The sequence below is a fragment of the Flagellimonas flava genome (assembly GCF_900129665.1).
In the GTDB taxonomy this organism is placed as follows: Bacteria; Bacteroidota; Bacteroidia; order Flavobacteriales; family Flavobacteriaceae; genus Flagellimonas; species Flagellimonas flava.
In genome coordinates, this window is the sequence record NZ_FQWL01000001.1 from 372,060 (window position 1) to 397,827 (window position 25,768).

Here is a 25,768-nt window from a genome sequence, read left to right on the forward strand (position 1 = left end):
TGTTTCCATATATATCATAGCTGTTGTTTTAAATTGTAATATTTACGCCAAATGTGTATACTCCCGGTATGGGATAGGTTTGGTTGTCCCTGCCATTTGGAACCTCTGGTGTGAAACCGTTATAGTCAAATAGTGTAAGAGGACGCTCAGCAGTTAGATAAAATCTAATCTTGGGATCGAAATCACCACCAAATTTTGGCAGGGTATACCCAAGGGTGACATTTTGCAATCGAATAAAATCCCCGTCCTCAACAAAAAAGCTGCTCAAAAACTGATTGCTCCAAGGATTTCTTATACCTCTTGCCGAAGGATAAGAATTTGAAGTACCCGCGCCATTCCATCGGTTGATGGCAAAGTCCCTATCAATATTGGGATCAGGTGTCTGTCTGATTGCAAAGCGTCTTTGGTTGGCGATGACATTTCCGCCCTGACCAATGACATTCAAATAAAAATCCCATGCTTTATAGTTCAGCCCTAGATTGAACCCAAAAGTATAGGTCGGGATATACGAACCTAAATCGACCCGATCTTGTGCGTCTATCATCATGTCCCCATTGTGGTCCACAAACCTGAAATCACCCGGTTCAACCGTTAATCCATTTGCTATTGCCGTTTGCGCGGCAGGGTCATTTTGTATTTCTTCTGGTGTCTGATATACTCCAGCGACTTCAAGTCCGAAAAACGGATTTATGGTTCCCCCGACAACAGTTCTTTGGGCAAGATCACCTCCACTGGTCAAATTCTCCTGACCTGCCAAATCGAGTACCTCGTTGTCCAAGGTTGCAAAGTTTGCTCCTATGGTATAACTAAAATCGTCAGAAACCTGTTTGTTCCAGTTCAGTACAATTTCAAACCCTGTGTTTCTTATTTCCCCAACATTTTGTCTTGTAGTTCCTGGTACCAGAAGTCTGGAAACCGGAATTACTGCGTCTCGGGTGTCTCTTTGAAAATAATCAGCTTCCAAAGACAGTTGATTGTCGAACAATCTGGCGGAGACACCAAAGTTTGTGCTTTCCGTCACTTCCCATTTTAGGGCCTCAAAGTCACTACTTGTTACCAAACCTGAAAACTGGGTATCCCCAAAAGCTGCGGTGACCTCCTCCGAGGTAATTCCACCAGAACTTGAGTCTACGTTGGCGTTACCTGACTCTCCCCAAGTTGCCCGCAATTTTAAATAATTGAAAACCTTACTTTCAGGAAAAAAGGACTCCTCAGAAACGACCCAACCTGCACCTATGGCAGGAAAGTACCCCCATTTTTCCTGATACTTGTTGGTGCCGTCCGCTCTAAACGTTCCATAAAGAAGGTACTTGTCGTCAAAATTATATGCCACCCTTCCAAAGTAGGAGAAGAAGTATTCCCTAGATCCATCGTCTCCGGTGGCCCTATCCCCATCGCCACCTTCACTGACATCTATGGTATCCGATAAATCAATAAAGTATGATTCTTCTCCTATACCTGGGCCGTTGGGGAAATTCAAGCCCGTGACCTCCAATTGTTCAAAAGAGCGATCCCTAAATGCTGTACCTCCCAAAAGGGTTAGATTGTGCTTGTCAAAACTGTCCGTATAGGTCAAAGTGTTGTCCCAGGTCTGTTCGGACAGTGTTTCATTTCTTTTTATCAAAGTGGCATTTTCTCTAAATGCGTTTCCGTTACCGAAGAAAAATGGAAGTCGTACTTCTCTAACTTCAAGGGTTTCAAAGTTGTGATAATAAGCCGTTTTAAAGGTGAGCTTGTCAGGTACAAGTTGGTAGCTAAGATCAAGGGTTATCAAGGAATTTCTTCCTTTGTTTCTGTTCTCGGTGTTTTCCATTATAGGGAAAGGGTTTTGAGTGGCCCTGTATCCCAAATCCTGCGCATTGGCATACGGTCTGGGAAATGCGTCCGTTTTGGAAGGATCTAGAACGGGCATAACGGGTACCGCAAAATAAGCCAGTGCAAATGCAGTTTCTTCCGGCCGGTATCTTGTAGAATTACTGAAAAGAGTTGACAGACCAATATTGAGTCGATCACTTACATCAAAATTCAGTTTGCCTCTTATATTGAATCGTTCAAAATCATTCTTCATTTTAAGAATACCCTCCTGTTCAAAATAGTTTAATCCTACGGAATAGGTAATATCCTCGGTTCCCCCAGAGACGCCAAAACTGTGATTTTGCTGAAGTGCATGACGAAGAATCAGGTCGTACCAATCTGTGTTCACCGCTGGCACATCAGGGTTTATACGGCTTCTTCCGTAGCGCTGAATAGCGTTTTCAATAAACTGAGCCTCGGCATCCGAACCAGACTCCCTAGCCAAGGTGGCAAACTGTTCCGTATTGGAAAGTGTCACCAAATTCTGGGCTATTTGAACGGATTGGTATCCATTATAGGTGATTTGTGGTTTCTGGTTTGCCTTACCGGATTTAGTTTGAATGAGAACCACCCCATTGGCGGCCCTTACCCCATAAATAGAAGTTGCGGAAGCATCCTTTAAAAGTGAAATGCTCTCTATATCTTCGGGATTCAAGAAGTCAATATCATCAAAGAAAACTCCATCTACCACGTAAAGTGGGTCCGAAGCACCATTAACAAAAGAGCCCAAACCCCTGACCCTGATTGTCGGACCTGTACCCGGAGCACCGCTACTAACCACTTGCAGACCGGCAACCTTACCTTGAAGGGATTGCATGGCAGCGCCAGAAGGTGTGCGGACAATGTCCTCAGATTTTACAGTTGCAATGGATCCTGTTAAATCAGCTTTTTTCTGGGTACCATAACCTACAACAACCACCTCGTCCAGGAGTTGCGTGTCTTCTTGAAGACTGATATTGATAACAGCCCTTGAGTCTACAGGTATTTCCATCGCCAGGTAGCCGATGTAACTGATGACCAAAATACCTTCGGAATCAACGTTGGCTAAGGTGTAGTTCCCGTCAAAATCGGTTTGCACACCATTTGTAGTACCTTTTTCAATTACCGATGCCCCGGGCAACGGTTGGCCAGTAGCATCTGTAACAGTTCCTGAAACTGTAATATCACTTTGACTATACGCAACCATTTGGAGCGATAAAAGCAATATTGTTAAAAATACGTTTCTAATTTTCATAATCGTTTAAAAGTTGAGTTGTGTTTTTGCTAAATTAACAATGAGGGGTGTTTTACCGGGATATGCGGGCTACATAAAAAATACATCACTTTTTAAAAGGCTGAAGATGTCCATTTTAATGGGTATTGCAGTAGTCCTAGCTGTCAAATGAGAAAGAATAATTCAAATTTGATGTAGTAATGATGTATTGGACTTTAGGGTAAATTTGTAAGAAAAGTTCTGGAATTTAGCTTCTTAGAAGGTTATTAAAAAGTTTGATAAACTTTTTGAGCTGTCAATTTCCAGTTTTTTACGTAATCTGTATCGATGTATTTCTACGCCGCGAACTGATATGGCCATTAATGGGGCAATTTCTTTGGTGGATAAATTCATTTTGAGATAAGCGCACAACTTGAGGTCTTTTGGAGTGAGATTGGGGTAGGCCTTTAGCAATCGCTCAAAGAAGTCTTCGTGAAGTTCCTTAAAATTAACTTCGAATCGTTTCCAATCATCATTATCCTTAATCGAATTGTTAAGTTTTTTCAGAAAGGAGCGGTACCGTTGGGAGTTGGAAAATTTGTCCTTATTAAGCACCAGCATATTCTTGAACTCCAAAATCATCTCGTTCTTTTTTGCGATATTTAAGGTGGTGCTGGCCAATTCGTTTTGTTTCAGTTTTATCTCTCTTGCCAATTTTTCCTTTTCAAGCACAGCCAATTGTTCCTCTTGTTCTTTTTTTAACGTTGCTTCCAATTGCAGTTGTTTTCTGTCGAATTTGCGTTTGTTGTAAAAACGTATCATAAAAACAATCCCAATACCCAAAAGCGAATAAAGTAAAAGGCTTAGTTTGGATAGGTACCAAGGTGGTGCGATCTGAAAGTCAAGGCTTCTAGGCAGGGAGGTTTGATTATCTTGGCCCACAGTGTATACTTTAAAGGTATAGTCTCCATGGGGAAGATTTTGGAACTGAACGAAACCTTCCTCAATTATCTCGGAATACCTAGTAGGGCCTAAAAGTTCATACCGATAGCGGGGTTGCATCAACTCCGAGGCTGATATTTCAAGCGCTATGACTTGAGAGTCCTTGTAAGGTATTTCTATATTCTGCCCAGAACCAGGATGGGAAGCCCCCTCATCTTGAAGTAATTGAATATGCGGTATCGGAAGCTTCATGTTTTCTAACCAACCATCAAGAATATTGGTGTTTACCATTGCAAATCCATCGGTTAAGGTAATGTAGGAAACAGAATCATTGATTTTTATGATATTCTGGGAGTCGGGTGCCAGTCTTTCATTCAACGAAAAATCCGAAATGGTGAGGCTATCTTTTTTAAGGTCTGTGTGGATAACTTCCTTTTTGCCCTCCCTATTAACAAACCAGAAATGTTCCCTGTTAAAAGAAAGAAGTTCATGATCATTGAATTTTTTAAATTCTTCAAAAGCTACAATACGGTCCAAAATAGGATCGTATTTATACCAGGAGTTCTCGCCCCGAATGACAATCTGGTTCTTGATATTATAAAGCTTTACATTGTAAGCGCTGGGTTCTTGCTGATCTTCATATTGGGTAATCGATATCACATTTTCATGGGAATCATCCAATTGAATTCTATAAAACCCCTTATATGGGTGTGCAGCCCAAAGCACATAAGGTGTTTCAAAACATAGGTGCTTTATGGGATCATCGAAGTTACCTATTTTAACCACCTCCCAATTTCCTTGGGCATCCATATTATATCGAACCAAACCGTTATAGGTGCCTTGCACATGGGTAGATTGCTGTTGGGGAATCCTGGCAAAAGCATAACCTCCGGAAAAATCGGATACTTTCTCAAATTTGTTATTTACGATACGATAGGTGCCTGTATTATGCCCACAAAGCAAATCGCCGTTTATAAGCTCAAGGTCCCAAACATGGCCTTGGGATCCCTCCACAAAACGTAGTTTGTCGTTTTCAAAATAAAATACCCCCGTATTACTTCCCAAATAAAGACGATTGTTGAAAAGGGCAATGTCATATACCATTCCCAGTGACCCTGAGAAGTCTGTAAAGTAGGTAATGGGATTGTTCAGTTTTGCGCGGGCCAAACCATTGTCCAACCCCATCCACAGCTGATCTTGGAACTGGAGCATGGACAATACCGTATTATTCAGAAGCCCAGCTTCACGATTAAGTAGTTTGGAAGTTTCGGTGGTGGTATCCCACAGATAAACACCATTCTTAATGGTGCCAAAGGCAAGCTGACTGTCGCTAAACTTTAAAATTTTATTAAGCTGATGCCGTTTTAATTCTTGGTTTAATTGAGTGTCCCAAACCATTAGGCCTTGATCGTTCATCAGATAACAACCATCGAGTTTTGTACCAATCAACAATTGGTTTCCTAGAGAAACCATATCGGTAAGGTTTTTATCCAATAATGCATCTTGATGCATTAAAGGCGAAAGCTTATCATTTTTTAACTCGAAAAGCCCCTCGGTTCCCGCGGCCACAATTATGCTGGAATTGTGAATGACCAAATCAGAAATAATCTGCGGTAGGTCGATGACCTTAATTTTATTATTCTGATAAATGTAGATGGTGGAAAAAGACCTAAAAATGACCTGTTCTCCAAATGCAATTATTTCCCAGAATTCCTCACTGGTGAACTCATGATCTTCAATAAGATGGGTCAAGGAGGTATATTTCAGTATCCCTAAATCGTCTTTGGTCCAATATCCGAATTCCTCATAGGACCCTGTGAAAACTCTTTCCCCTACAATCTCGACAGATCGAATTATGGTATTGTTAGGTAATTTGTTCAGAGTCCATTTCTCACCGTCATAGTGAAGCAATCCTTTGTTATTTGCAGCAAAAAGTTCACCTCGGGAATTAACGTCCAATCCCCAATTCTTGCTAGCTCCTTGATACTCGGATAGTTTATAGTTGTAAACAGAAGGTAGAAGGTTTTGAGCAATCCCCGTTTCAAAACAGAAGAGCAACATCAGAAAGGATATTAGCTGCAGTGCCAAGCCATTTTCGGAAGTGAATTGGTTTATCAAGGATACTTTACAATCCTTCCTGAATTCTCGATTTGTGAAAATTGTAATATATTTTTTTAGGATAGTCACTTTGTAAATCTATGATCCCATCAAGAGGATTTCGTATAAAAGTAGGTCATTTTGCGTTTTATGTATTGGCTTGTTTTCTTTTTGAAAAATATGCCCGGGTTAGAGGACAAAATACTGGGAGTTCACTGAATGTTCTGTTTGGTCGAAGTTTTTGGCCTGTGATAAATGGGAAAATTACACGAGTTAGCAATAAAACACATCTTATTGGCTCTTTTATGCAACTCATGAATTAGGTTATCATCGACAGCTTGATCTATCACAATTTCAGGATATAGGGTAACTTCCTTAAACCTTCCACTTCCATCTTTAGACTCCGTCATGGTGCCCATTGCATTATCCGTATACTCCAACACAACAATATTATGGGTCGAGCACAGATGCAGAAACCAGAGCATATGGCAGGATGCCAACGATGAAACAAATACATCCTCTGGATTGTATCGAGTACCATCTCCCCGAAAACTGGGGTCAGATGAACCTGCTATGCTATGTTGTTTTCCTTCAGCGGTTATCTCAAAATCTCTGTTGTAGGAGTGATAATTCTTGGTGCCAACTTCTTGACTTCCTATCCATTTTAAATGTATCGTATAGGTGTGCTCTTTCATAATCTGGAACTTTGAGATATTATTTTGGAGATTTTTTCTGATTTAATGATGATAAATATACTGCGATCATTTGTGCAATCGTTGATCCAAATGGGGCATCCATGGATGCAAAAGGGTCATCCGTCCATTGGAAGGGTATTTTCAAACCCCATGACCGTATGTTTGTTGCAGAAATAATGACGTTCCTAAAACATCTGAAGATAAAACCTCCGAAGAATTTGGTGAAAAGTATTTAGAGAACACTTTTAGCGTTCCTTACCTGACCCAATTCAAAAGAGGTATCCGTTGTGCTGAGGGGTGTTGAGGTTGAGCCCCTTGGCCTGCGGTTTTTGACAAGATTTTCTTTTTACATTTACTTGACCTACTTCATGGACAAAGAGTCGAAGCCCGGACTCTTTTCCTTTTTTGACCAAGCCCTTCCTTCTTCCTGTTCCTAACAATTTTTGTGCACAACTTGGTGCCATCAAACAAATGGGCAAGTGTAAGTTTCTTCACAAAAAACCTACTTTTGTATTGGAAATTATGCGAGAACTGAAGATTTTATTATGTCAGAACAAATAGAAAGAATTAAGACGTTGATTATTGGGTCGGGGCCAGCTGGCTACACTGCGGCAATTTATGCTTCACGAGCAGACCTTAAACCTGTAATGTATACGGGCATGGAGCCGGGAGGTCAATTAACCACCACTACGGAGGTTGATAACTTTCCTGGATATCCTGAGGGTATTGATGGTCCAACTATGATGGTGCAATTGCAACAACAAGCTGAACGCTTTGGCACAGAAGTTAGAATAGGAATGGTAACAGCCGTAGATTTTAGCGATGAACCTGGAGGTGTCCACAAGATTACCGTGGATGATAGTAAGCAGATAGAAGCGGAAACCGTAATTATTTCTACGGGTGCTTCTGCTAAATACTTAAATATTCCCAGCGAGCAGCGCCTAAGGGGTGGAGGCGTGTCTGCCTGTGCCGTATGTGATGGATTCTTTTATAAAGGTCAGGAAGTTGCAATTGTTGGGGCTGGTGATACGGCTGCTGAAGAAGCATCGTATTTGGCCAACATCTGTGAGAAGGTGACCATGTTGGTTCGAAAAGATTATATGCGGGCCTCCAAAGCCATGCAACATCGCGTAAACAGCTTGGATAACATCGAAGTGCGATATAATACGGAAGTCGATGAGGTCTTGGGCGATCAAGTGGTGGAAGGATTACGAATGGTCAACAACCAAACAGGTGAGAAGGAGGATATAGCGATTACCGGTCTTTTCATCGCTATTGGACATAAGCCCAACACCGATATTTTCAAGGGACAGCTGGACATGGATGATACAGGTTATATCCTTACGGAAGGCAAGTCTACCAAAACCAACAAGCCTGGAGTTTTTGCTAGCGGCGATGTTCAAGACAAAGAATATAGACAGGCTGTAACAGCAGCAGGAACAGGATGTATGGCAGCCCTGGATGCGGAACGTTACCTTGCGGCCATAGAAAGTAAAGAAGCTTTGGTTTCCTAAAACCAACAATCCTATAAGTAAAAAAGGCGTCCTGCAATAGCTTGGACGCCTTTTTTAGTGGAGTGCTAATTCAATTAATCTATACGTTTGTAGTTTTCCGAAAAGGTTCTGTTGCCCTCTTCATCAAAACTTATTTGGCTGTAATAGTCGTCGTTCATTTCCAGTTCAAAACGGAATACGCGTAAGGTGTCCAAGGCAGACATCATAGGTGCGGAGCCATATTCGAGTGTCTCTATAAGTGAATCCGCAGTTATTCTGTAGGTTCCGTAACCAAACCAATCCAGGGAATCTTTTGGAGAATGTCTGCTCCACATGATTTTCCCATTATAGTACATTTTTACCTGACGGTATCCCTCTGCCTTCGGTACCGTATCTGAAATATTGATTCCATCATCGTAGTTATAGAAACTTTGAAGTTCCCATGTTCCCTCAATTGAGTGCATAGCTTCAGGTTTTGGGGACGCAAACTCTGTGGCAGAGACCAGAAGGAGCATCAACAAAACCAATCCGAATATTTTTTTCATTGTGGCGTGTTTAGAGTTGAAGTTTCATTGTCACATATAAGGTATGGTTTTTTTAACAATTAATCAATATTTGACCTTATTAATTGTTTATCTGTCAAACATTTAAGAATAAAACTAAAAAACCCTAGCAATTGCTAGGGTTTTATGGAATTGGCTTGGTCTATTTAGTTATTGTGCTTATCGCTATATCCTTAGTATTTGTGTACACTTCCGGAAACCGATTTTTTGGTTTGCACGGAGGCTTCACCGGTATATGAGATGTCCGCTCCACTACTGGCATCAGCAACTAGGGAATCGGTTACGTTAACTGAGATATCGGAACCGCTGCTGGCGTCGGCATTGCATGTTTTTGCAATTAATTCCCTCGCCCTGATATCGGCCCCACTGCTGGCATCCGCGTAAAGTGCATCCGTGCTTCCTGAAATTTTAATGTCAGCTCCGCTGCTGGCATCAGCCGACACCTCGATGGCCCTAAGTTCTATATGAAGATCCGAACCACTGCTGGCATCCAGTTCAATCTTTTTAGCCTCTATAATGTTCTGGGCAATAAGATCTGCTCCACTGGAGCTTTTTAAAGCTGTAATTACAGGTAAGGAGACATAAATCTTTTTGGTGGCTCTTCCAATATTTTCAATGGCATGGATTCTAAGTTTACCATCTTTAATATCCGTTCCGATAAGGTCAATAACGTTTTCATCGGCTTCAACGGAAATTTTGAAATCCTGATCTTGGGTTACAAATACGTCCAGACCTTCCGAGGCGGATACCACGGTAAACTCATCTGTTACTTTTCTGGTTTCCTCAACAACCTCTCCGTTGCCTCGTTTGCCATCTCCAAAACTGATGTCCATTTTGCACGATGAGGCAAAAATGGCCAATAAAAATGCGATTGCGATTTTAGCTAGTGTTGTCATGATTGTTTTCTTTTGATTGATTAAAATTCGTGTTTTTGATTATTGTCTAATAAAAATGTTTGCTCAATTGTCAAAACGGAACCTTCAATTGTATTAATTGTCCCCCGTTTTGATTTGTATGCCATCTTCGTCAATTTTCATTTGAAACTGGTCGTTACGATCTTTTACATCGATATTGACGCCGTTCTCATCGATAATGATTTTACCGCCTTCTTCGTCTTCTTCGTCGGTTGGTAACTCTTCTGGACAGTCTTGGCATTTTAGTTCTCCATCTTCGCCCATAATCCATGTATGGCCTATAATATTACTTCTGTAATAGTCCCTATCGTTTTTAATACCTCTCCCAATATGTCCCCTTGTAGATTCCTCAAAGCGAATGACCCGTCCCTCGGGGATATAGAGCGTAGAGGTAACTTCCTGGTTCCTGGCTTTATTGGAAGTTTCCGTAGTGAGAAAGTCATCCAAAATTACCTCTCCGGCCAGCAACTCATAGCCGTAATTGATTTGTTTGGCCCTATCTCTTGCCGATAATGTGGTGCTGCCGTGGGAATCTTTACGAATATTCAAACGAACAGATTCATCATCGGATTTCCGTATACGTACATCTACGTCATCAGATATCAAGATTCGATTGTCATTTTCGTCGTAGGTAAAGCGCATGCGCCCAAAATGCACATCATCCATATTGAATTCCAAATCGGAACCTCTCATTTTAATGCTAAGGGTATCCGAGGGACTCTCCATGACAATCTCGTCATTGATGTTGACACTACCAACATTGGCAAATTCCGCAGCTTGGCGAACTCCCAGGGCAAATAAGGTACCTATCGCTATCAACCATAGCCCCAGGAGTGAAAACTTGGCAATGTTGCCAATAGATTTAAGATTGTTCACCAAGATCTTTAGGCCGAGATACATCAAGAAGAAAAATGGTATACCAATGGCCAAAAAGATAAGCAGTGACATAAGCCAAACCGGTGCTCCCGTTGTCCCCACAATTTCGTAGAAATCGATTCCAGGGATATTTACAGCATTGGATATACCAACTGTGAACATGGCTATAAACAACCCAATTAGTGTTGATGCGCCTATAATGATCAAAAGGATACCAATAAATTTTCCAATGATCTTGAAAAAGAACATAATGATGTCCCCTATGGTATCAAAAAAGGTCTTGGAGCCGCTCTTGACCTTGTTGCCCACTTTTTCGTAGTCAACGTTTTTTACCTTGTCCGCAACATCATCAAACCCCTCTTTAACTTTGCGTTCTATATTGCTGATGTTGATGGGCTCCCCCGTCATATCCAACTTTTGGGAAGTTGTGGCCGCCTCTGGCACCAATATCCAGAGCAAGATATAGGCAATGATTCCAAAGCCAGTGAATACTCCTAAAAGGATAAAAATAAGACGTATCCAAAGTGCGTCTATACCTAAATAGTATTCCAATCCGGAGCATACCCCACCGATATACTTTTGGTCTATGTCTCGATATAGTTTTTTGGTTCTGCGAGGTGTTTCGGAATATGATTTTTTGGGTTCGTCCTCAAAAATATCCTCATCCACCATATAATCTTCTGGCTGGCCCATGATGTTGATTACCTCATCTACCTCTTTTTGGGTGATGACCTGGCGTTCATTCTCCATTTTCTCCAAGAAGAGCTCGGCTACCCTGGCTTCAATATCTGCTATGATCTCATCGCTCCCAGCCGTACCGGAGAAAGACCTTTTTATGGAGTCCAGATATCGCCTTAGTTTGTTATACGCCTCATCGTCTATATGGAAGAGGGTATTTGCGAGATTTATATTAACTGTCTTGTTCATTTCTTGATTTATTTTGTGTTGGTTACCAGATTGACTGCATTTCTAAGTTCATCCCAGGTACCGTTGAGTTCGGTAAGAAATACTTTTCCTGTCTCGGTTAGGGCATAATATTTTCGGGGCGGGCCGGAAGTGGATTCTTCCCAACGATAGTTGAGCAATCCCGCATTTTTTAGCCTCGTCAAAAGAGGGTATATCGTGCCTTCCACCACTAGCATCTTTGCGTCTTTTAGGGCTCCAAGAATCTCGGAGGCATACTTGTCCTTATCACTGAGGATGGACAGGATGCAGTACTCCAGAACCCCTTTTCGCATTTGTGCCTTTGTGTTTTCTATGTTCATAATTTCATGGTTCTAATTTTGCCGGATCAAATCCGGTGTCCTATTAACTGTTCGTTTTCATATGCCGAATCGATTTCGACTTTGTTCCCACCGACCCCCTGTGATGAGCAGGGGAGTGGAAACGTTTTTTGATTGATGATGTTTGATTGATGATGTTTGATTGATGATGTTTGATTGATGATGTTTTGTTTTTTGATTGATGAATAAACCCAATGTTTTTTATTTGATGAATTTTATAGTGAAGGGGTAACTAAAGGTTTCCCCTTCATTGGTTCTTATGGTGGCCAAAATGGTGTAAACGATATTCACGACTACCAATACGCCTTGTAAAAAACCCGTAATGCCTACAGGCCAGAAAATTCGGCCCAATCTAAAATCATCGCTGTTCAGATGAATGTTAAGATTGTTGAGCTCACTTAGCCTATGGAATCCAAAGAAATCCCAGTCGAACAAGTCCGGTAAAAAGCCAATGAAAAAAGGAATGCTGATGAGGCCTACAATAATGGAGTACAAAAGCATACTGATTTGGAAGTTCAATGCTTGCTTGCCGTTGTAAGCTACAAATTTATAGTCCTTTTTGTTGGCTGTCCACAAAATCAATGGAAGTATAAAATTCCCGAAAGGAATAAAGTACTTTGAGAAAGTCGACGCGTGTATGATCGCTGATAAATTTCGTTCGTGTTTAGTTAAGGTTGTTGCCATTTTTGACTGATGATTTTACTTGTAAGACGGGTTTACCTATTAGCTTACAATGCAAATATATGTCCAAAAGATGGTACTATGCAAAACAAAGTACTAAATATTAACATTTATTTAACAAATTGAAGTAGAGAATAATTTGGTTATTTTAGCATGAACTAAATCTCCATTATGGCGTTGAAACCCAGTAAATTCAACACTTTCACTTTTTTTAAACTACCATCGGCATGGTGGTGCGGTGTACGACTCACTTATATTGATGAGCACAAAGCCGTTACATCGGTAAAACATAAATGGTTCAATCAGAATCCATTTAAATCCATGTTTTGGGCAGTTCAAGGGATGGCAGCGGAGTTAAGTACCGGGGCCATGGTCATTACACAGATAAAAAAAAGTGGGAAGAAAATTTCCATGTTGGTGGCCAACAACAATGCCACTTTTACCAAAAAAGCGACCGGCAGAATCACATTTACCTGCGAAGATGGCCATCTCATCAATGAAGCCATCCAAAAAACCATAGCAACAGGGGAGGGGCAGACCTTTTGGATGAAGTCGGTGGGAGTTAACCAAGACGGGGTGCAGGTCTCCACGTTTAATTTTGAGTGGACCGTGAAGGCCAAAGGCAAGTAATCTGAATAAATCCTCTCAATTGGCTGCAAAAGCCGAGAACTGATTTATCTCATTTATCAAATCTTTCTACGCCTGTAGATTTGTCGAAATCCTATGCCGTAGGGTTATTCGTCTAATTTAGGACGGCCCTTGGATGGTAAAACACTAACTTAAATGTGGATTTTCCAACTTTCACGTGCAGAAGAGGTGTTGTATGCCCATATGTTTTTCAAAATATATCCATCATTTCCCAAAAAAGAAATTGTTATTGACAATTTTGTGGCTAGCCACATGGTTCGATTCTATGGCTCAGCTACAACAAGAGGAACAGGACTACTATAATTGGTTTGACGGAATTACCGGAGTTGAAAATTCCAATTTATACGAAGGAACATTGACAGTGGAAAACTATGCTTTGGAAAAAGGATCACATAGGTTTTTTGAATCACCAAATTACTTGGTGGGAAGCATTGTTTATGATGACGAGACCTATTTTAATATATCCATGAAGTATGATATTTATGAAGACGAACTGTTACTTGGACTTCGAAGCGATTCCGGAATAAAACTGCTGCAGCTTGTTAAGGATAGGATAAAAGGATTTACGATTGATGGGCACAGGTTTAGAAGCATGGGCTGCGGGATGGACGAACAAGTTCAAGGTTCTGGTTTTTATGAGGTGCTACAGGAAAATGCATCTTTTTCATTTTTGAAGAAGCACTACAAGGAAAAATTTTCCAAGTATGGAAAAAACAGAATTTTTCACAAATTCGTGGATAAGACCAAGTATTTTCTGTTTTATAAGAACAGCTGCTACACCATAAAGTCAAAAAAAGACATATTCAAAATATTTCCGCAGTTCCGAACAGAACTTAACAGTCGTTCCCCACGGAAAAGTAAGGCCAGCAACGAAGCATACCTTACCCGATTGCTGCAAACTGTCGACTATTTGATTTCGAATGAAAAAACAACCATTCCAGAATGAAATCCCTAATGAGCACTTGTTTTCTGTTTTGCGTTTTTTGGGGAGTTTCCCAAACTTCGGGAGGGAGGATAACGGTAACGTTTGAAAACTGGACATTAAAAGAGCTTGCATCACATATACAGGAAACTACAGATTACCATTTTTTTTATGTAGATCAGTGGTTGGTCCAAGATACCATCTCGGGGAGTTTTTCTAATACCCCTTTGGAGAATGTGCTGAAAGAAGTGCTAGGGAATACTGATATCAATTATTTCTTGATGGATAGATATAAGGTAATACTCACACGAGGGAATACCATTTATGATACGCTTCCAGAAGGTTTTTTTACAAGCTCAAAAACGGATTCCGCAATCGCCGAAATTCCTGAAATTCCTGATGCTTTGCCAATTTTCAACAAAAATGACGTAGCGCCAAATCGGGAAGGTGAGGTGCCTGTTAAAATTGGTCGGGAAAAAAGGGACCGATCACAACAGTTCGCCACCCTGGAGGGATTTGCCGTCAACGCAGGTACCAACGAACCCATATCGGATTTGGCTGTATTGGTGCAACGGACAGGGAAGGGGACTACCACAAATGCAAATGGGTATTACTCCATAGAAATACCCTTGGGGTCCCACACCATTGAAGTAAGTGCTTTGGGAATACAGGGAAGGCAACAGAAAATAATCCTCTATGGAAATGGTCGCCTAAACTTTGAGTTGGAAGAAAGTTTTCAAATGTTGGATGAGGTGGTTTTACAGGGAAATAGCGATAGGAATATCAATCAGACCATTGGGGGAGCGGTACAAATTGAGATGAAGGAAATCAAGAAAATTCCATTGGTCTTGGGGGAGCGGGACATCTTTAAAGTGGCCACCACCTTGCCAGGAATTTCAAGTGCAGGCGAGGGGGCCACCGGGTACAATGTTAGAGGGGGGAGAACCGATCAGAATCTTATTCTTTTGGATCATGCCGTTATTTACAACCCAACCCATTTTTTTGGTCTTTTCTCGGCCATCAACCCTTTCACCTCCGATAATGTTGAGGTGTTCAAGGGCAATATACCGGCCGAATTTGGTGGTAGACTGTCTTCGGTATTTGATATTCGAACCAAAACTGCCAACGACAAAAAGTTGTCTGGAGAAGCTTCAATTGGACCGGTAACTGGCAACTTGGCACTGGAAATACCAATTGCCAAGGACAAGGCCTCTCTTTTGGTTGGCGGAAGGACAACCTATTCAAAATGGATTTTACGCTCTTTGAAAGAAGAGGAATTGAGAAATAATCAGGTTTCTTTTTTCGATGTGGTCGCCAAGTACAACCATAAGATAAACCAAAGCAATACTTTAAGGCTAATGGGTTATTACAGTGATGATGCTTTTAATATCACTCGGGATTCATTGTACGGGTACACCAACAGGGCCGTTTCGCTGGAATGGGCCCATAAGTTCAATGATAAGAACACAGGAGAACTCATCTTGGCAAATAGTGGTTACGATTTTGATATTGAGTTCGATGTGAACTCGGTCAACGATTTTAAACTAGCCTATAGCATTAACGAAACCCTTTTGAAACTAAAAATGAAGTACCTGCACAACGATGCCCATAACATTGATTATGGTATTTCAGGAAAGTTGTACAATGTGGAACCAGGGAGTATAGATCCTCTAAACTCTGAAACGGTGATCGAGTCTGTATTTATTCCAGATGAAAGAGGAATTGAAACGGCATTTTTTTTGTCAGATGACATTGCGGTGAACCAGAAGTTATCCTTAAATGCTGGACTTCGTTATTCCCTCTTTGCAGCCTTGGGGGAATCTTCCCAACGGATATATGAAAATGGCTCGCCCAGAAACGAAAACACATTGATAGAAACCCAAATCTTTGATGAAAACGAAGTTATCAAAACCTATGGAGGCCTTGAGACCAGGGTTTCCGCCCGATACTTTGTAGCCCCCAATACTTCCTTGAAATTGGGATACAATAGTTCATTTCAGTACGTTCATACACTTTCAAATAATACAACAGTTTCGCCCACGGATACTTGGAAACTGTCCGACATCAATATAAAACCTCAGCGAGCCGACCAATTTGCCCTGGGCCTCCATAAAAATATAAATGAAAACGCTTTTGAGTTAAGCCTTGAAACATACTATAAGAAGTTTGATAATATCCTTGATTATAAGACCGGGGCCGACCTTTTGTTGAATGAAACTGTTGAAACCGAAGTGCTTCAAGGGAAGGGTAAATCGTATGGGATAGAGTTTTTGGCCAAGAAGAACAACGGAAAACTCAATGGATGGTTGGGGTATACCTATTCCAGGTCATTGATAAAGTTTGATGGATTACTCGAAGAGGAACGAATAAACAATGGCGAGTTTTTTCCGTCCAATTTTGATAAGCCCCATGACCTAAGCCTTGTTACCAATTATAAATTTAGCAAGCGTTTTAGCCTTTCTGCAAATTTTGTCTATCAAACTGGAAGACCTGTGACCTATCCCGTGGGCAACTATGTATATGAAGGGCAAGAATACACTTTTTATACGGACAGGAACAAATTTAGAATTCCGGATTATTACCGCTTGGATTTGAGTTTTAATGTGGAAGGAAACCACAAGATCAAGAAGTTTGCCCATAGTTTTTGGAACATTTCCATTTACAACGTTTTGGGACGCAACAACCCTTATTCGGTTTTTTTTGTGACCGAGAATGGACAGATAAAGGCATATAAGAGTTCCATCTTTGCCATACCCATACCAACCATCACCTATAACTTCAAATTCTAACTTGTGAAGCAATGAGATTGAGCCCAATACAGGTTTTGTTTAGGTTTTTTAAAGCGATTTTGATGCTAGCTTTTTTGGCCGGTTGCGTGGAGTCCTTTGAACCGGGAACAGAGGTTTTTGAGGATGCTTTGGTCATAGAATCCACCATTACTGATGAAATGGGCAGACAAGAGGTAGTGTTGAGTAGGGCCTTTCGTTTTGAGGAGTTTGTCCCCGAACCAGAGCAAGGTGCTAAGGTCATGGTGGTGGATGACTCGGGAAATGAATTTGCCTTTGAAGAAACGACGGCCGGTAGGTATACCTCCAATGTCGATTTTGCGGCGGAGCAGGGTAGAAGCTACCAACTTTTGATTACCACAAGCAGCGGGGATGAATATGCTTCTGAACAGGTTGTGGCACCCGAGCGTTTCCCGATAGGTGAAATAAGTGCCGGGGCAACAGAAGAAAATGGTGGCGGGATTGACATATTTGTCGATTATGAGCCATCGCAAGCGGCTAAATATTTTCGTTATAAATATGAAGAAACCTATAAAATCATAGCACCGGATTGGAACAGTCAAATGCTTGCTTTTGAAGGCCCGGTCTTGGTGCTGAAGGCCCGGATATTGGATGAGAAAACCTGCTTTAACACTAACCTTAGCCAGAACATAAATATTAACAACCCAAGACTAACAACATCTAACAGCGTTCCTAGGTTTTCAGTTCGGTTTATTCAGAAAGACAACTATATCATCTCGCACAGATATAGCATTTTGGTAAAACAGTTGGTACTGACCGAAGCATCATATAATTATTTTGAGCAATTGCAAGAAGCCAACGAGGGTGACGATGTATTTTCACCATCACAACCAGGGTTTTTTAGGGGTAACGTATTTTCTGTGAATAAACCTGAAGAAAACGTGCTCGGTTTTTTCCATGTAGCTTCTATATCATCGGAAAGATTGTTTTTTGATTATGTGGATTTTTATCCGGAAGAAGCTCTTCCACCTTATGTGGATAAATGTTTTCCTTTTGTTCCACCATTGGAGCCTAATGAGGAGGAACCTAGTATTGGAGAGCTTATGGATGCCAATGCCATAAGGTACCATAGTATAACTGCAACTGGAAAGTTTGCCGTGGTTCCAAGGGTATGTGGGGATTGTACGGTATTGGGAAGTACGGAAATACCAGAATTTTGGGAAGAATAGAAAAATGAAGATTTTAAATAGGATAATCATCGTATGCTCCGTATTGGGTTTTACCATTTTAAACGGACAACTATCCACTGATGCTGAAACTGAGCAAGGCGCCGCTTATTTGGAAAACCAAGAAGAGGTGTTCGTTCATTACAATACCTCGCTTTTGTTTGCTGGGGAATCTCTTTTATATAATGTCCATTCTTTGGTAAAGGGGACCAATCTTCCCAGTTCTTTAAGTAAACTTGCCTACGTGGAATTGGTTGGAGAGGACGGTAAGATTTTGTTCCGCCATAAAATACTGCTGACCAATGGTCGTGGTCAAGGAGATTTTTTTGTGCCTGCAGATACCCCCTCTGGAAACTATAAATTGTTGGGCTATACCAAATGGATGTTAAATAGCGGGATAGCAACTTTTTTTCAAGGAGATGTTGGTATAGTAAATCCATATCATAGTAATCAAGACACGCTGCTGGAAGGGAAAGCTGAAGTAGTCCAAGACTCTATAGGTGCAACATCGGAATCACCCACTTCCAGGGAAGAGATAAGGATGACTTTTGATCAAATTGCATACCGAAGGCGCCAAGGTATCACCCTGTCCTTGGAAGCAATGGACAAAGCTGTATTGGGCGGGAATTATTCAATCTCTGTTCGTAAAAGGGATTCCTTGAGAAGGCCTTTGATGCCCACAGCCCGGAATCATATTTTTCGCCAAAAAAGTAATTCGGCACAACTTTCAAGGCAAAAGTTTTTACCAGAACTAAGAGGGCAACTTATTTCGGGAAGGATTGTACCCAAAAATGGAAATAGCTTGTTCAAGGAAGAAAAGATTGGTCTATCCATACCTGATAAAAAGTTTGTCCTTAAAATGACCAGAACCAATGACAAAGGGGAATTTTATTTCAATTTGAAGCAAGCCTACGAAAGTGAGTCTGGCTTTTTACAGGTCGTGGGTGAACGTGCAGAAAACTATGGGATTGAGATTGAGGAAGAGGCTATTTTCAACTATGATCAGCTCAAATTTGGAAAACTGAGGATAACCCCGCAAATGAAAGAAATCATTCTTAAGCGAAACATTTACAATCAGGTTGAAAACGCATTTGTAGAAGTTAAGCTGGACAATAAAATAAACAGCAATTCTTTCACTCCTGTTTATCGTGAATTTTCCCAAACCTATCAATTAAATGATTTTACCAGATTCCCCACGATCAAGGAGACAATGCTGGAGATCGTGGACAACGCATGGGTGGAAAGGAACGCTGACGGTGAGGAGCAGCTTAAGGTCAGGGAGGATGACTATAACACCGGGACTGACCTGTTACCCCTAATTTTGATTGATGGTGTAATGGTCCAAAATCACACGCAGGTAATCGCCTATGATGCTAGAAAGGTCGAAAGAATTAAACTATCTAGAAAAGAATGCGTAATCAATTCCGTGGTTTACAAAGGAATTATTTCAATAGAGACCAAAGAAGGTGATTTTTTCAAAAACCATTTGGGTAATACTTTGAAAACCATAATGTTGGACCCCCCAAAGGCCAAAAAAGAATACTTCCATCCCAGATACGATGGCCAAGGAGATCCAAAAATGGAACAAATCCCAGATTTTAGACTGCAATTACTCTGGGTACCCCAATTGGATTTCAAAACAAAAAACCTGGACCTAGAGCTCTTTGCTTCAGATGTTCCGGGTATTTATGATGTTCGTTTGGAAGGTTTCACTTCGCTTGGCACGCCCATATCAATTAATAGCAGTATACTGGTGAATTAAATTGGCTATGTAAGAGTTTATTCTATTGATTTAAAATAGCATTTATAAAAGACACAGTTTTGTAACAAATACTTAAATTCTTCAACAAATAACTGTCAATAAAAACTACAATACAATGAACGCACACGAAATAGACTACGAAATTTACGGGGAGGAAATGCAATATGTGGAAATAGAGCTGGACCCACAAGAGGCTGTGGTTGCGGAAGCAGGCAGTTTTATGATGATGGATACCGATATCCAAATGGATACGATTTTTGGAGATGGTTCCAATCAAGATTCCGGTGTATTGGGCAAGTTGTTTTCCGCGGGGAAACGATTGCTTACCGGTGAAAGTCTTTTTATGACCGCATTTTTAAATGTGGGACAGGGGAAAAAACAGGTGAGTTTTGCATCCCCCTATCCTGGAAAAATTCTTCCAATAGACTTATCGGAAAAAGGCGGAAAATTCATTTGCCAGAAGGATGCGTTTTTATGTGCGGCCAAAGGTGTTTCGGTAGGTATCGAATTTTCCAAACGTTTGGGAAGGGGGTTATTCGGGGGCGAAGGATTCATTATGCAAAAACTGGAAGGTGATGGACTGGCATTTGTCCATGCCGGTGGAACCATGGCCAAAAAGGAGTTGGCTCCAGGAGAGGTTTTAAAGGTAGATACTGGATGTATCGTAGGTTTTTCGCATACCGTGGACTATGATATCGAATTTGTTGGTGGAATCAAAAACACCATTTTTGGTGGCGAAGGTCTGTTTTTTGCCACCTTAAGGGGGCCAGGTACGGTTTACGTGCAATCTCTACCTTTCAGTCGTTTGGCAGGAAGGGTACTGGCATCCATTCCAAGGGGCGGAAAAGATAAGGGAGAAGGAAGCATTTTGGGGGGCTTGGGAGATATTGTGATGGGGGATAATAAGTTCTAAACGAAGTAGGCTGAGTTGTTTTCAGCACAATTCACTATGTTTCTAACTGGGTACTTCTTACTTTCGAAACATGGATTTCGAAGCACTTTTCAGTTTTCTTGAACAGCTCCAAAAAAACAACAATAAGGAATGGATGGATACCAACAGGAAGTGGTATAAATCCCTAAGAGCTCAATTTATTCAATGGTTGGATGACCTGGATTATACCTTGGCGGAACTGGATGAGGAATATTATCCGACACCGGGGAAAAAGGGTATAAATCGGATTAATAACAATTTGATGTTTCATCCGCACAAGCCCATTTATAAGGATCATTTTGGAGCTGGATTGGACAAAGCACCAAATTCCGCTGATTTCTATGTTGAGGTGGGATTGAAGCAATGCCTGCTTGCCGGTGGGTTTTGGAGACCTGATCCCAAAACTTTGCGCAGCATACGGGAAGGGATAGATTACAACGGCGAAGAATTTCAGGCTATATTGGACCGCCCATCATTTAAGAAATTGTTTGGTGGTCTTTACGACGATGAAAAATTGACCAACGCCCCCAAGGGATTCTCAAATAATCACCCCCATATAGCGCTCCTCCGGAACAAGACTTTTGGCGTGGAACACGTTTTGAAAAGGGAAGACGTCTTTCAGCCCAATTTCAAGGATAAGATCATTTCCGTTTATCAGGAGATGCTCCCATTTAGAAGGTATCTGAACAACACAGTTTCTGTTTGATTCATTTACTCCAAATCGTCGGCTAGACGAATCCATCGCGCGGAAAGATCAGGAGTGTCCATATCCTTATCCAGCGGAAACATGGGTCTTTTGATATCTTGATAACCCAAGCGGTCCAAATCTTGGTCCACCCCACCTGGGGTCAGGGCCATTACCCAATCAGCTCGCATGTCGTATAGTTCGGGTACCAAATAACCAATTTTTACCATGACGATATCCGCTTCCCTGGGGTTGAGTCCCAATTCGGTAAAATCACTTTCCCGATGATAGGGCTTTCGTTTTTTGGTTACAATAACATGCATACTACCAACTTTGACCACCACCTCCGTTTCAGCATGTACATCCCCTTCCTTGATGGCGGTAATTGTTCCGGAAAGTTGAAGCGGCGGGGCAAACCGATTGTCCACTTCTGCACCAGCTAGAGCACTAATTTTACCGCCTACACCTAGCTCAAGTGCTTCTTGAACAAAATCTGGACCAGGAATGGACGCATAGATCAATGACGGTCCATTTGCGGATTTAAACTCTTCCCTTTGCAACAGTTGTTGGAGGGTCCAGGTAACATCACCAGCGCCTCCGGCGGTTGGATTATCGCCCATATCACTGATCATAAAGGGTTGCCTGTCACTAGCAAGGGCCTGTTTTAGGCTTTCTTCAAAGGTTGTGGTAGGGGCAACAAATACAAATTCGTTTCTTACGTCCCAAAAATGCTGGGCCAGTTTTTCTGCTCCTTCACCTACCTTTTCCTTATCATCACCAGTGACCATCACCACTGCATGATTTCTAGGCTCGTCTGCCCAAGCATAACCCACCCAAATCGCAGCGTCAATTACACCCTCCTGATTGGCAACACCAGGCACTTCGGCATATAAACTTTTCCCTGGTTCAATACGGGTACTTGTTTTTTCTCCTGGCAGAAGAATGGGAACTGGGACCCAGGCCTTGTATTTAGGTTTGCCCAAGTTTTTTTCCAATCGCTCCAATAAATTATCCACTGCACGTTTCTTGGACTCTATGGCATCTTCATGTGGGGCCATGCGGTAACATGTGATCAAATCCGAATGCTCGGCCAGTTTTTGGGACACATTACCATGTAGGTCCATGGAGGTTGAAACCAGAACATCGGTCCCAATAACCTCCCTAATTCTAGAAATTAGATCTCCCTCTGCATCTTCAAGACCCACGACGCTCATTGCGCCATGAATATCAAAAAACAGGCCGTCGTAAGGGCCATTTTCCTTGAGCATGTTCAATGTCTTTTTTACCAAGGATTCGTAAGCTTCCCGAGTGACAATGCCCCCCGGAAGGGATTTTCCGACCAAGGTTGGAATCCAGTTTGCGCGATTTCTATTTAAGGAATCAGCAGCTAAGAATGGATATCGTTCAAAAATCGCATCTCCGACCCTGGTATGAAATGCCTCCTCATGGGTTTGTGCCGGTGAAAAGGTGCTGGATTCAATCCCAAGACCAGCAATTGCAATTCTGGGAATTGTTTCCTGATCGGATTCGTTTTTTTTGGCTGAATTACATCCCAAAAAAGCCAGGGAAAAGACGAGTAGACAACAAAGGTTATATGACTTCGATATAAACTGCATAAGAAAAGTTGCGTAAGGTTGTTGCCCTAAAGATACTAAGGAAATCAAAGGACCCTTCCTGAAAAAAGCTTCATTTTGTTAGATTTTAAACATGTTGGACAAGCATTCTAAGGATTAATTGCATTATTTTGTTCGGAGGGATTTAAGCCACAATAAAAATCAATACCTGTGAAATACGGAAACGTAAAAAATATCAAAAAAGAGCTCCTGTCGGACAATTGGTATACCTTAAAAAAAGTCAGCTTTGAGTACCAAAGGGAGGATGGAGCATGGGAAACCCAGATAAGGGAGGCGTATGACCGGGGAAATGGAGCAGTGATTTTACTCTATAATAAGGAAAAGAAAACCGTGGTGCTTACACGTCAGTTCCGTATGCCTACCTATCTAAATGGTAACGAAGACGGGATGATGATCGAGGCCTGCGCAGGTATTCTTGAAAAGGGGAATGCTGAGGAGACTATAAAAATGGAGGTGGAGGAAGAGACCGGTTATAGGATTGAGGATGTTGAAAAAGTTTTTGAGTCGTATATGTCTCCGGGCTCGGTGACGGAAATTCTTCATTTTTTCATTGGGCAATATCATGATGGAATGCGGATTGGTGATGGGGGTGGAGCCGAAGATGAAACAGAAAATATCGAGGTATTGGAAATGTCATTTCCAGAGGCTCTGGAAATGATACGGACTGGAGAAATCAAGGATGCAAAAACCATTATGCTATTACAATATGCCCAGTTGCATGCGTTATTCGAGTAATGCTTTTACGACCAATACCCCATGAAGATTGAAAAAATTGGTTTGGGCGGAGGATGTCACTGGTGCACTGAAGCGGTTTATCAATCCCTGTTAGGTGTGGTCAAGGTGGAACAGGGATTCATAACACCACTAGAACAAGTTGATTCTTTCTCCGAGGCGGTGGTGGTTTACTACGATCCAAGCGTAATCTCCCTTCAGGATTTGGTAGCCATCCATCTCCACACCCATGCAAGTTCCAGGAATCACTCTTTCAGAAATAAATACCGTTCGGCGGTCTATGCGTTTAATGACAAGGATTTAATAAAGGCCCAAAAATCCATAGAGGATTCAGAAGCGGATTTTAACAACAGTCTGGTGACCAAAGGGTATCGTTTTGGAGGTTTTAAACCATCCCAGGATCAGTTCTGGAATTACTACTATAAAAATCCTGAAAAACCCTTTTGCAAGACGCATATTTCACCAAAACTTCAGGTGCTGATGGAAAAATTTTCAGGAAAACTGGACAAGTCCAAAATCAATACTTCTGATAAACCTGTTTAAGAATGTGGTACATCTGGGAACGAATCTCGCTTGATGGCTTTCTGAAATGGTTGTTCATAAAACTGAAAATGAGCAGTTTCCCCGATTTTGTCTTCAGGTAGCCACTTAGGTTGTAGTTGTTTCCCAATGAACCGGATTTGGCCCAGATAAAAGCTGGTACTTCCGCATCTTTCCAAACTTCTGAAGTGCCGTTCGTGTCCCAATATGGAAAAAGATGGAATAAACGATCTTGGGGCATTTGTTGATAGAGTTTTTGGAGAATCTGTACCAAAGATTTTGGTGTAAATAGATTATACCTGGAGAGCCCAGAACCATCTACCCATCTGGGTTGCTCCTCCAAATCGGCCAGATGGTTTTCCAACATAAAATCGATGGAAGCTTTAGTGCTCAACGTGTCGGATAGGGTGGAAGAGGCCATCATCAGTATCTGCTCCGCAAGAAAGTTGTCGCTTTCGTACATCATACGCCTATAAATGGAATCAGATGGTTTTCCGTAAAGTGTTTGTTTTTCCTCGGCATCAAAATGGGTGGTCAAAGCAATGGGTTTGCCCAATTTCTTTTCCAAGAGTTTTTGGGTGAGCGCTTCACTTGTAACAAACGGAATTTCTAAAGTGTCGCTTCGATTGGGCGGTATGTAGAATTGATTTTCCGACTTTTTCCTACGAAATGGTTTGTCCTTTACGGTCACTTTTTCCAAAAAATACTGTGGAGAAATATTCAGTTCCTCTGTATGGAAAGCGGTTACCACATTACCATAGAGGGGAAGTGCACCTTTTTCAGGTGAAAAATAGGCGTCGTAATCTTCCCAGGCCCATCCCGGTCCAAATTTGTTTTCTACCGTGTTATGGGGATACCAGGTGATCGTATTGTGTTTTTTCAGAAAGTGGATGGCCGTACTATCCATAAAATAGGGATGAAGCCAAGCCGGGTCACCTGTTCCCTCGAACAAAATGGAGTCCTTTGAGGCAACATAACGCAAAGTGGGAACGTTATCCCCTAGTAAAGTCATGCCAGTAAAAAGAGTAACTATTTTGACATTACTGGCCGGGGTAAAATAGCGACCTCCGTTCATATTGTAAACGATTTTGTTTAAGGAGGTGTCGTAGAGCACCAGTCCGTGAAAGGAGTTTTGCAGAGGCTCGCTCCACAGGACTTCATTAATGGCCCTCACACGGGATGAACTACAGCTTGATACAACAAAATAGATAGGTAAAATAATGAAAAAGAAGAACTTAAGTCTCATTTCTAGTTGCTTGTGTATCTTTCGGGTTATCGATTTTAACACGAAATTATTTAATTTTTAACTACGGCTTCATGTACAAGAAAGTGATTTTTCTTAATTTTATAG

Annotated in this window: 20 protein-coding genes; 10 read left to right on the forward strand and 10 right to left on the reverse strand. The window is 41.5% G+C overall.

Annotation, left to right across the window (positions count from 1 at the left end):
• Positions 1–28: 28 nt before the first annotated feature.
• From BUC10_RS01670 to BUC10_RS01680, 3 genes are all read right to left on the reverse strand, one after another.
• Positions 29–3,088: a SusC/RagA family TonB-linked outer membrane protein gene (locus tag BUC10_RS01670; protein WP_073176169.1), complete on the reverse strand. Its 3,060-nt coding sequence runs from the start codon at positions 3,086–3,088 to the stop codon at positions 29–31.
• A gap of 234 nt (positions 3,089–3,322) precedes the next feature.
• Positions 3,323–6,049, reverse strand: a complete 2,727-nt coding sequence (locus tag BUC10_RS01675) for a helix-turn-helix and ligand-binding sensor domain-containing protein (RefSeq protein ID WP_073177063.1) — start codon at positions 6,047–6,049, stop codon at positions 3,323–3,325.
• A 248-nt stretch (positions 6,050–6,297) separates the two neighbouring features.
• Positions 6,298–6,780: an OsmC family protein gene (locus BUC10_RS01680; protein ID WP_073176170.1), complete on the reverse strand. Its 483-nt coding sequence runs from the start codon at positions 6,778–6,780 to the stop codon at positions 6,298–6,300.
• A 545-nt stretch (positions 6,781–7,325) separates the two neighbouring features.
• Here BUC10_RS01680 and trxB point away from each other — a divergent pair.
• Positions 7,326–8,294 (forward strand): thioredoxin-disulfide reductase, encoded by a 969-nt coding sequence (gene trxB, locus BUC10_RS01690; RefSeq protein ID WP_073176172.1) that lies wholly within the window; start codon positions 7,326–7,328, stop codon positions 8,292–8,294.
• Between the two features lie 74 nt (positions 8,295–8,368).
• On the opposite strand, the gene BUC10_RS01695 is transcribed toward trxB, so the two are convergent.
• From BUC10_RS01695 to BUC10_RS01715, 5 genes are all read right to left on the reverse strand, one after another.
• On the reverse strand, positions 8,369–8,818 hold the full coding sequence (locus BUC10_RS01695; RefSeq protein WP_073176173.1) for a hypothetical protein: 450 nt from the start codon (positions 8,816–8,818) through the stop codon (positions 8,369–8,371).
• 191 nt (positions 8,819–9,009) lie between these two features.
• The gene (locus tag BUC10_RS01700) at positions 9,010–9,732 is read right to left on the reverse strand and encodes a head GIN domain-containing protein (protein ID WP_073176174.1); all 723 of its coding nucleotides are present in this window, start codon (positions 9,730–9,732) and stop codon (positions 9,010–9,012) included.
• A 93-nt stretch (positions 9,733–9,825) separates the two neighbouring features.
• Complete coding sequence (locus tag BUC10_RS01705) at positions 9,826–11,553, reverse strand: PspC domain-containing protein (protein ID WP_073176175.1); 1,728 nt, start codon at positions 11,551–11,553, stop codon at positions 9,826–9,828.
• An 8-nt stretch (positions 11,554–11,561) separates the two neighbouring features.
• Positions 11,562–11,891, reverse strand: a complete 330-nt coding sequence (locus BUC10_RS01710) for a PadR family transcriptional regulator (RefSeq protein WP_073176176.1) — start codon at positions 11,889–11,891, stop codon at positions 11,562–11,564.
• Between the two features lie 219 nt (positions 11,892–12,110).
• Entirely contained in the window at positions 12,111–12,593 is a 483-nt protein-coding gene (locus BUC10_RS01715) for a DUF4870 domain-containing protein (protein WP_073176177.1), read from the reverse strand.
• Positions 12,594–12,761: 168 nt separating this feature from the next.
• Here BUC10_RS01715 and BUC10_RS01720 point away from each other — a divergent pair, with 168 nt between their 5' ends.
• The 7 genes from BUC10_RS01720 (at position 12,762) to BUC10_RS01750 (ending at position 21,532) form a co-directional block, all read left to right on the forward strand.
• A complete protein-coding gene (locus BUC10_RS01720) occupies positions 12,762–13,220 on the forward strand; it encodes a DUF4442 domain-containing protein (RefSeq protein WP_073176178.1) in 459 nt (152 codons plus the stop codon).
• A 283-nt stretch (positions 13,221–13,503) separates the two neighbouring features.
• Positions 13,504–14,184 carry a hypothetical protein gene (locus BUC10_RS01725; RefSeq protein WP_073176179.1) on the forward strand — a complete coding sequence of 227 codons (681 nt, stop codon included), beginning with the start codon at positions 13,504–13,506 and terminating at the stop codon, positions 14,182–14,184.
• A complete protein-coding gene (locus tag BUC10_RS01730) occupies positions 14,181–16,949 on the forward strand; it encodes a TonB-dependent receptor (RefSeq protein ID WP_073176180.1) in 2,769 nt (922 codons plus the stop codon). Before BUC10_RS01725 ends, BUC10_RS01730 begins: the two co-directional genes overlap by 4 nt.
• Before the next feature lie 62 nt (positions 16,950–17,011).
• Positions 17,012–18,136, forward strand: a complete 1,125-nt coding sequence (locus BUC10_RS01735) for a DUF4249 domain-containing protein (RefSeq protein ID WP_073176181.1) — start codon at positions 17,012–17,014, stop codon at positions 18,134–18,136.
• Positions 18,137–18,140: 4 nt separating this feature from the next.
• Complete coding sequence (locus BUC10_RS01740) at positions 18,141–19,895, forward strand: hypothetical protein (RefSeq protein WP_073176182.1); 1,755 nt, start codon at positions 18,141–18,143, stop codon at positions 19,893–19,895.
• 115 nt (positions 19,896–20,010) lie between these two features.
• Positions 20,011–20,808, forward strand: coding sequence for a TIGR00266 family protein (locus BUC10_RS01745; RefSeq protein ID WP_073176183.1), 798 nt, complete (start codon positions 20,011–20,013; stop codon positions 20,806–20,808).
• Between the two features lie 70 nt (positions 20,809–20,878).
• Positions 20,879–21,532 carry a DUF2461 domain-containing protein gene (locus tag BUC10_RS01750; RefSeq protein ID WP_073176184.1) on the forward strand — a complete coding sequence of 218 codons (654 nt, stop codon included), beginning with the start codon at positions 20,879–20,881 and terminating at the stop codon, positions 21,530–21,532.
• Positions 21,533–21,537: 5 nt separating this feature from the next.
• On the opposite strand, the gene BUC10_RS01755 is transcribed toward BUC10_RS01750, so the two are convergent.
• Positions 21,538–23,127, reverse strand: a complete 1,590-nt coding sequence (locus BUC10_RS01755; RefSeq protein ID WP_073176185.1) for a M81 family metallopeptidase — start codon at positions 23,125–23,127, stop codon at positions 21,538–21,540.
• 168 nt (positions 23,128–23,295) lie between these two features.
• Here BUC10_RS01755 and nudK point away from each other — a divergent pair, with 168 nt between their 5' ends.
• Positions 23,296–23,880: a GDP-mannose pyrophosphatase NudK gene (gene nudK, locus BUC10_RS01760; RefSeq protein WP_073176186.1), complete on the forward strand. Its 585-nt coding sequence runs from the start codon at positions 23,296–23,298 to the stop codon at positions 23,878–23,880.
• Between the two features lie 21 nt (positions 23,881–23,901).
• Positions 23,902–24,420, forward strand: a complete 519-nt coding sequence (locus tag BUC10_RS01765; RefSeq protein ID WP_073176187.1) for a peptide-methionine (S)-S-oxide reductase — start codon at positions 23,902–23,904, stop codon at positions 24,418–24,420.
• Here BUC10_RS01765 and BUC10_RS01770 read toward each other — a convergent pair.
• Positions 24,395–25,663, reverse strand: coding sequence for a D-alanyl-D-alanine carboxypeptidase (locus tag BUC10_RS01770; RefSeq protein ID WP_073176188.1), 1,269 nt, complete (start codon positions 25,661–25,663; stop codon positions 24,395–24,397). The genes BUC10_RS01765 and BUC10_RS01770 overlap by 26 nt on opposite strands.
• Positions 25,664–25,768: the final 105 nt, after the last annotated feature.

What these genes read in the sequence shown, in the direction of transcription:
- BUC10_RS01720 (WP_073176178.1), top strand. Translation starts at nt 12,762, where the DNA reads ATGGCGTTGAAACCCAGTAAATTCAACACTTTCACTTTTTTTAAACTA.
- BUC10_RS01755 (WP_073176185.1), bottom strand. Translation starts at nt 23,127, where the DNA reads ATGCAGTTTATATCGAAGTCATATAACCTTTGTTGTCTACTCGTCTTT.
- trxB (WP_073176172.1), top strand. Translation starts at nt 7,326, where the DNA reads ATGTCAGAACAAATAGAAAGAATTAAGACGTTGATTATTGGGTCGGGG.
- BUC10_RS01740 (WP_073176182.1), top strand. Translation starts at nt 18,141, where the DNA reads ATGAAGATTTTAAATAGGATAATCATCGTATGCTCCGTATTGGGTTTT.
- BUC10_RS01725 (WP_073176179.1), top strand. Translation starts at nt 13,504, where the DNA reads ATGGCTCAGCTACAACAAGAGGAACAGGACTACTATAATTGGTTTGAC.
- BUC10_RS01680 (WP_073176170.1), bottom strand. Translation starts at nt 6,780, where the DNA reads ATGAAAGAGCACACCTATACGATACATTTAAAATGGATAGGAAGTCAA.
- BUC10_RS01750 (WP_073176184.1), top strand. Translation starts at nt 20,879, where the DNA reads ATGGATTTCGAAGCACTTTTCAGTTTTCTTGAACAGCTCCAAAAAAAC.
- BUC10_RS01670 (WP_073176169.1), bottom strand. Translation starts at nt 3,088, where the DNA reads ATGAAAATTAGAAACGTATTTTTAACAATATTGCTTTTATCGCTCCAA.
- BUC10_RS01735 (WP_073176181.1), top strand. Translation starts at nt 17,012, where the DNA reads ATGCTAGCTTTTTTGGCCGGTTGCGTGGAGTCCTTTGAACCGGGAACA.
- BUC10_RS01710 (WP_073176176.1), bottom strand. Translation starts at nt 11,891, where the DNA reads ATGAACATAGAAAACACAAAGGCACAAATGCGAAAAGGGGTTCTGGAG.
- BUC10_RS01700 (WP_073176174.1), bottom strand. Translation starts at nt 9,732, where the DNA reads ATGACAACACTAGCTAAAATCGCAATCGCATTTTTATTGGCCATTTTT.
- BUC10_RS01745 (WP_073176183.1), top strand. Translation starts at nt 20,011, where the DNA reads ATGAACGCACACGAAATAGACTACGAAATTTACGGGGAGGAAATGCAA.
- BUC10_RS01695 (WP_073176173.1), bottom strand. Translation starts at nt 8,818, where the DNA reads ATGAAAAAAATATTCGGATTGGTTTTGTTGATGCTCCTTCTGGTCTCT.
- BUC10_RS01705 (WP_073176175.1), bottom strand. Translation starts at nt 11,553, where the DNA reads ATGAACAAGACAGTTAATATAAATCTCGCAAATACCCTCTTCCATATA.
- BUC10_RS01730 (WP_073176180.1), top strand. Translation starts at nt 14,181, where the DNA reads ATGAAATCCCTAATGAGCACTTGTTTTCTGTTTTGCGTTTTTTGGGGA.
- BUC10_RS01765 (WP_073176187.1), top strand. Translation starts at nt 23,902, where the DNA reads ATGAAGATTGAAAAAATTGGTTTGGGCGGAGGATGTCACTGGTGCACT.
- BUC10_RS01770 (WP_073176188.1), bottom strand. Translation starts at nt 25,663, where the DNA reads ATGAGACTTAAGTTCTTCTTTTTCATTATTTTACCTATCTATTTTGTT.
- BUC10_RS01675 (WP_073177063.1), bottom strand. Translation starts at nt 6,049, where the DNA reads ATGTTGCTCTTCTGTTTTGAAACGGGGATTGCTCAAAACCTTCTACCT.
- BUC10_RS01715 (WP_073176177.1), bottom strand. Translation starts at nt 12,593, where the DNA reads ATGGCAACAACCTTAACTAAACACGAACGAAATTTATCAGCGATCATA.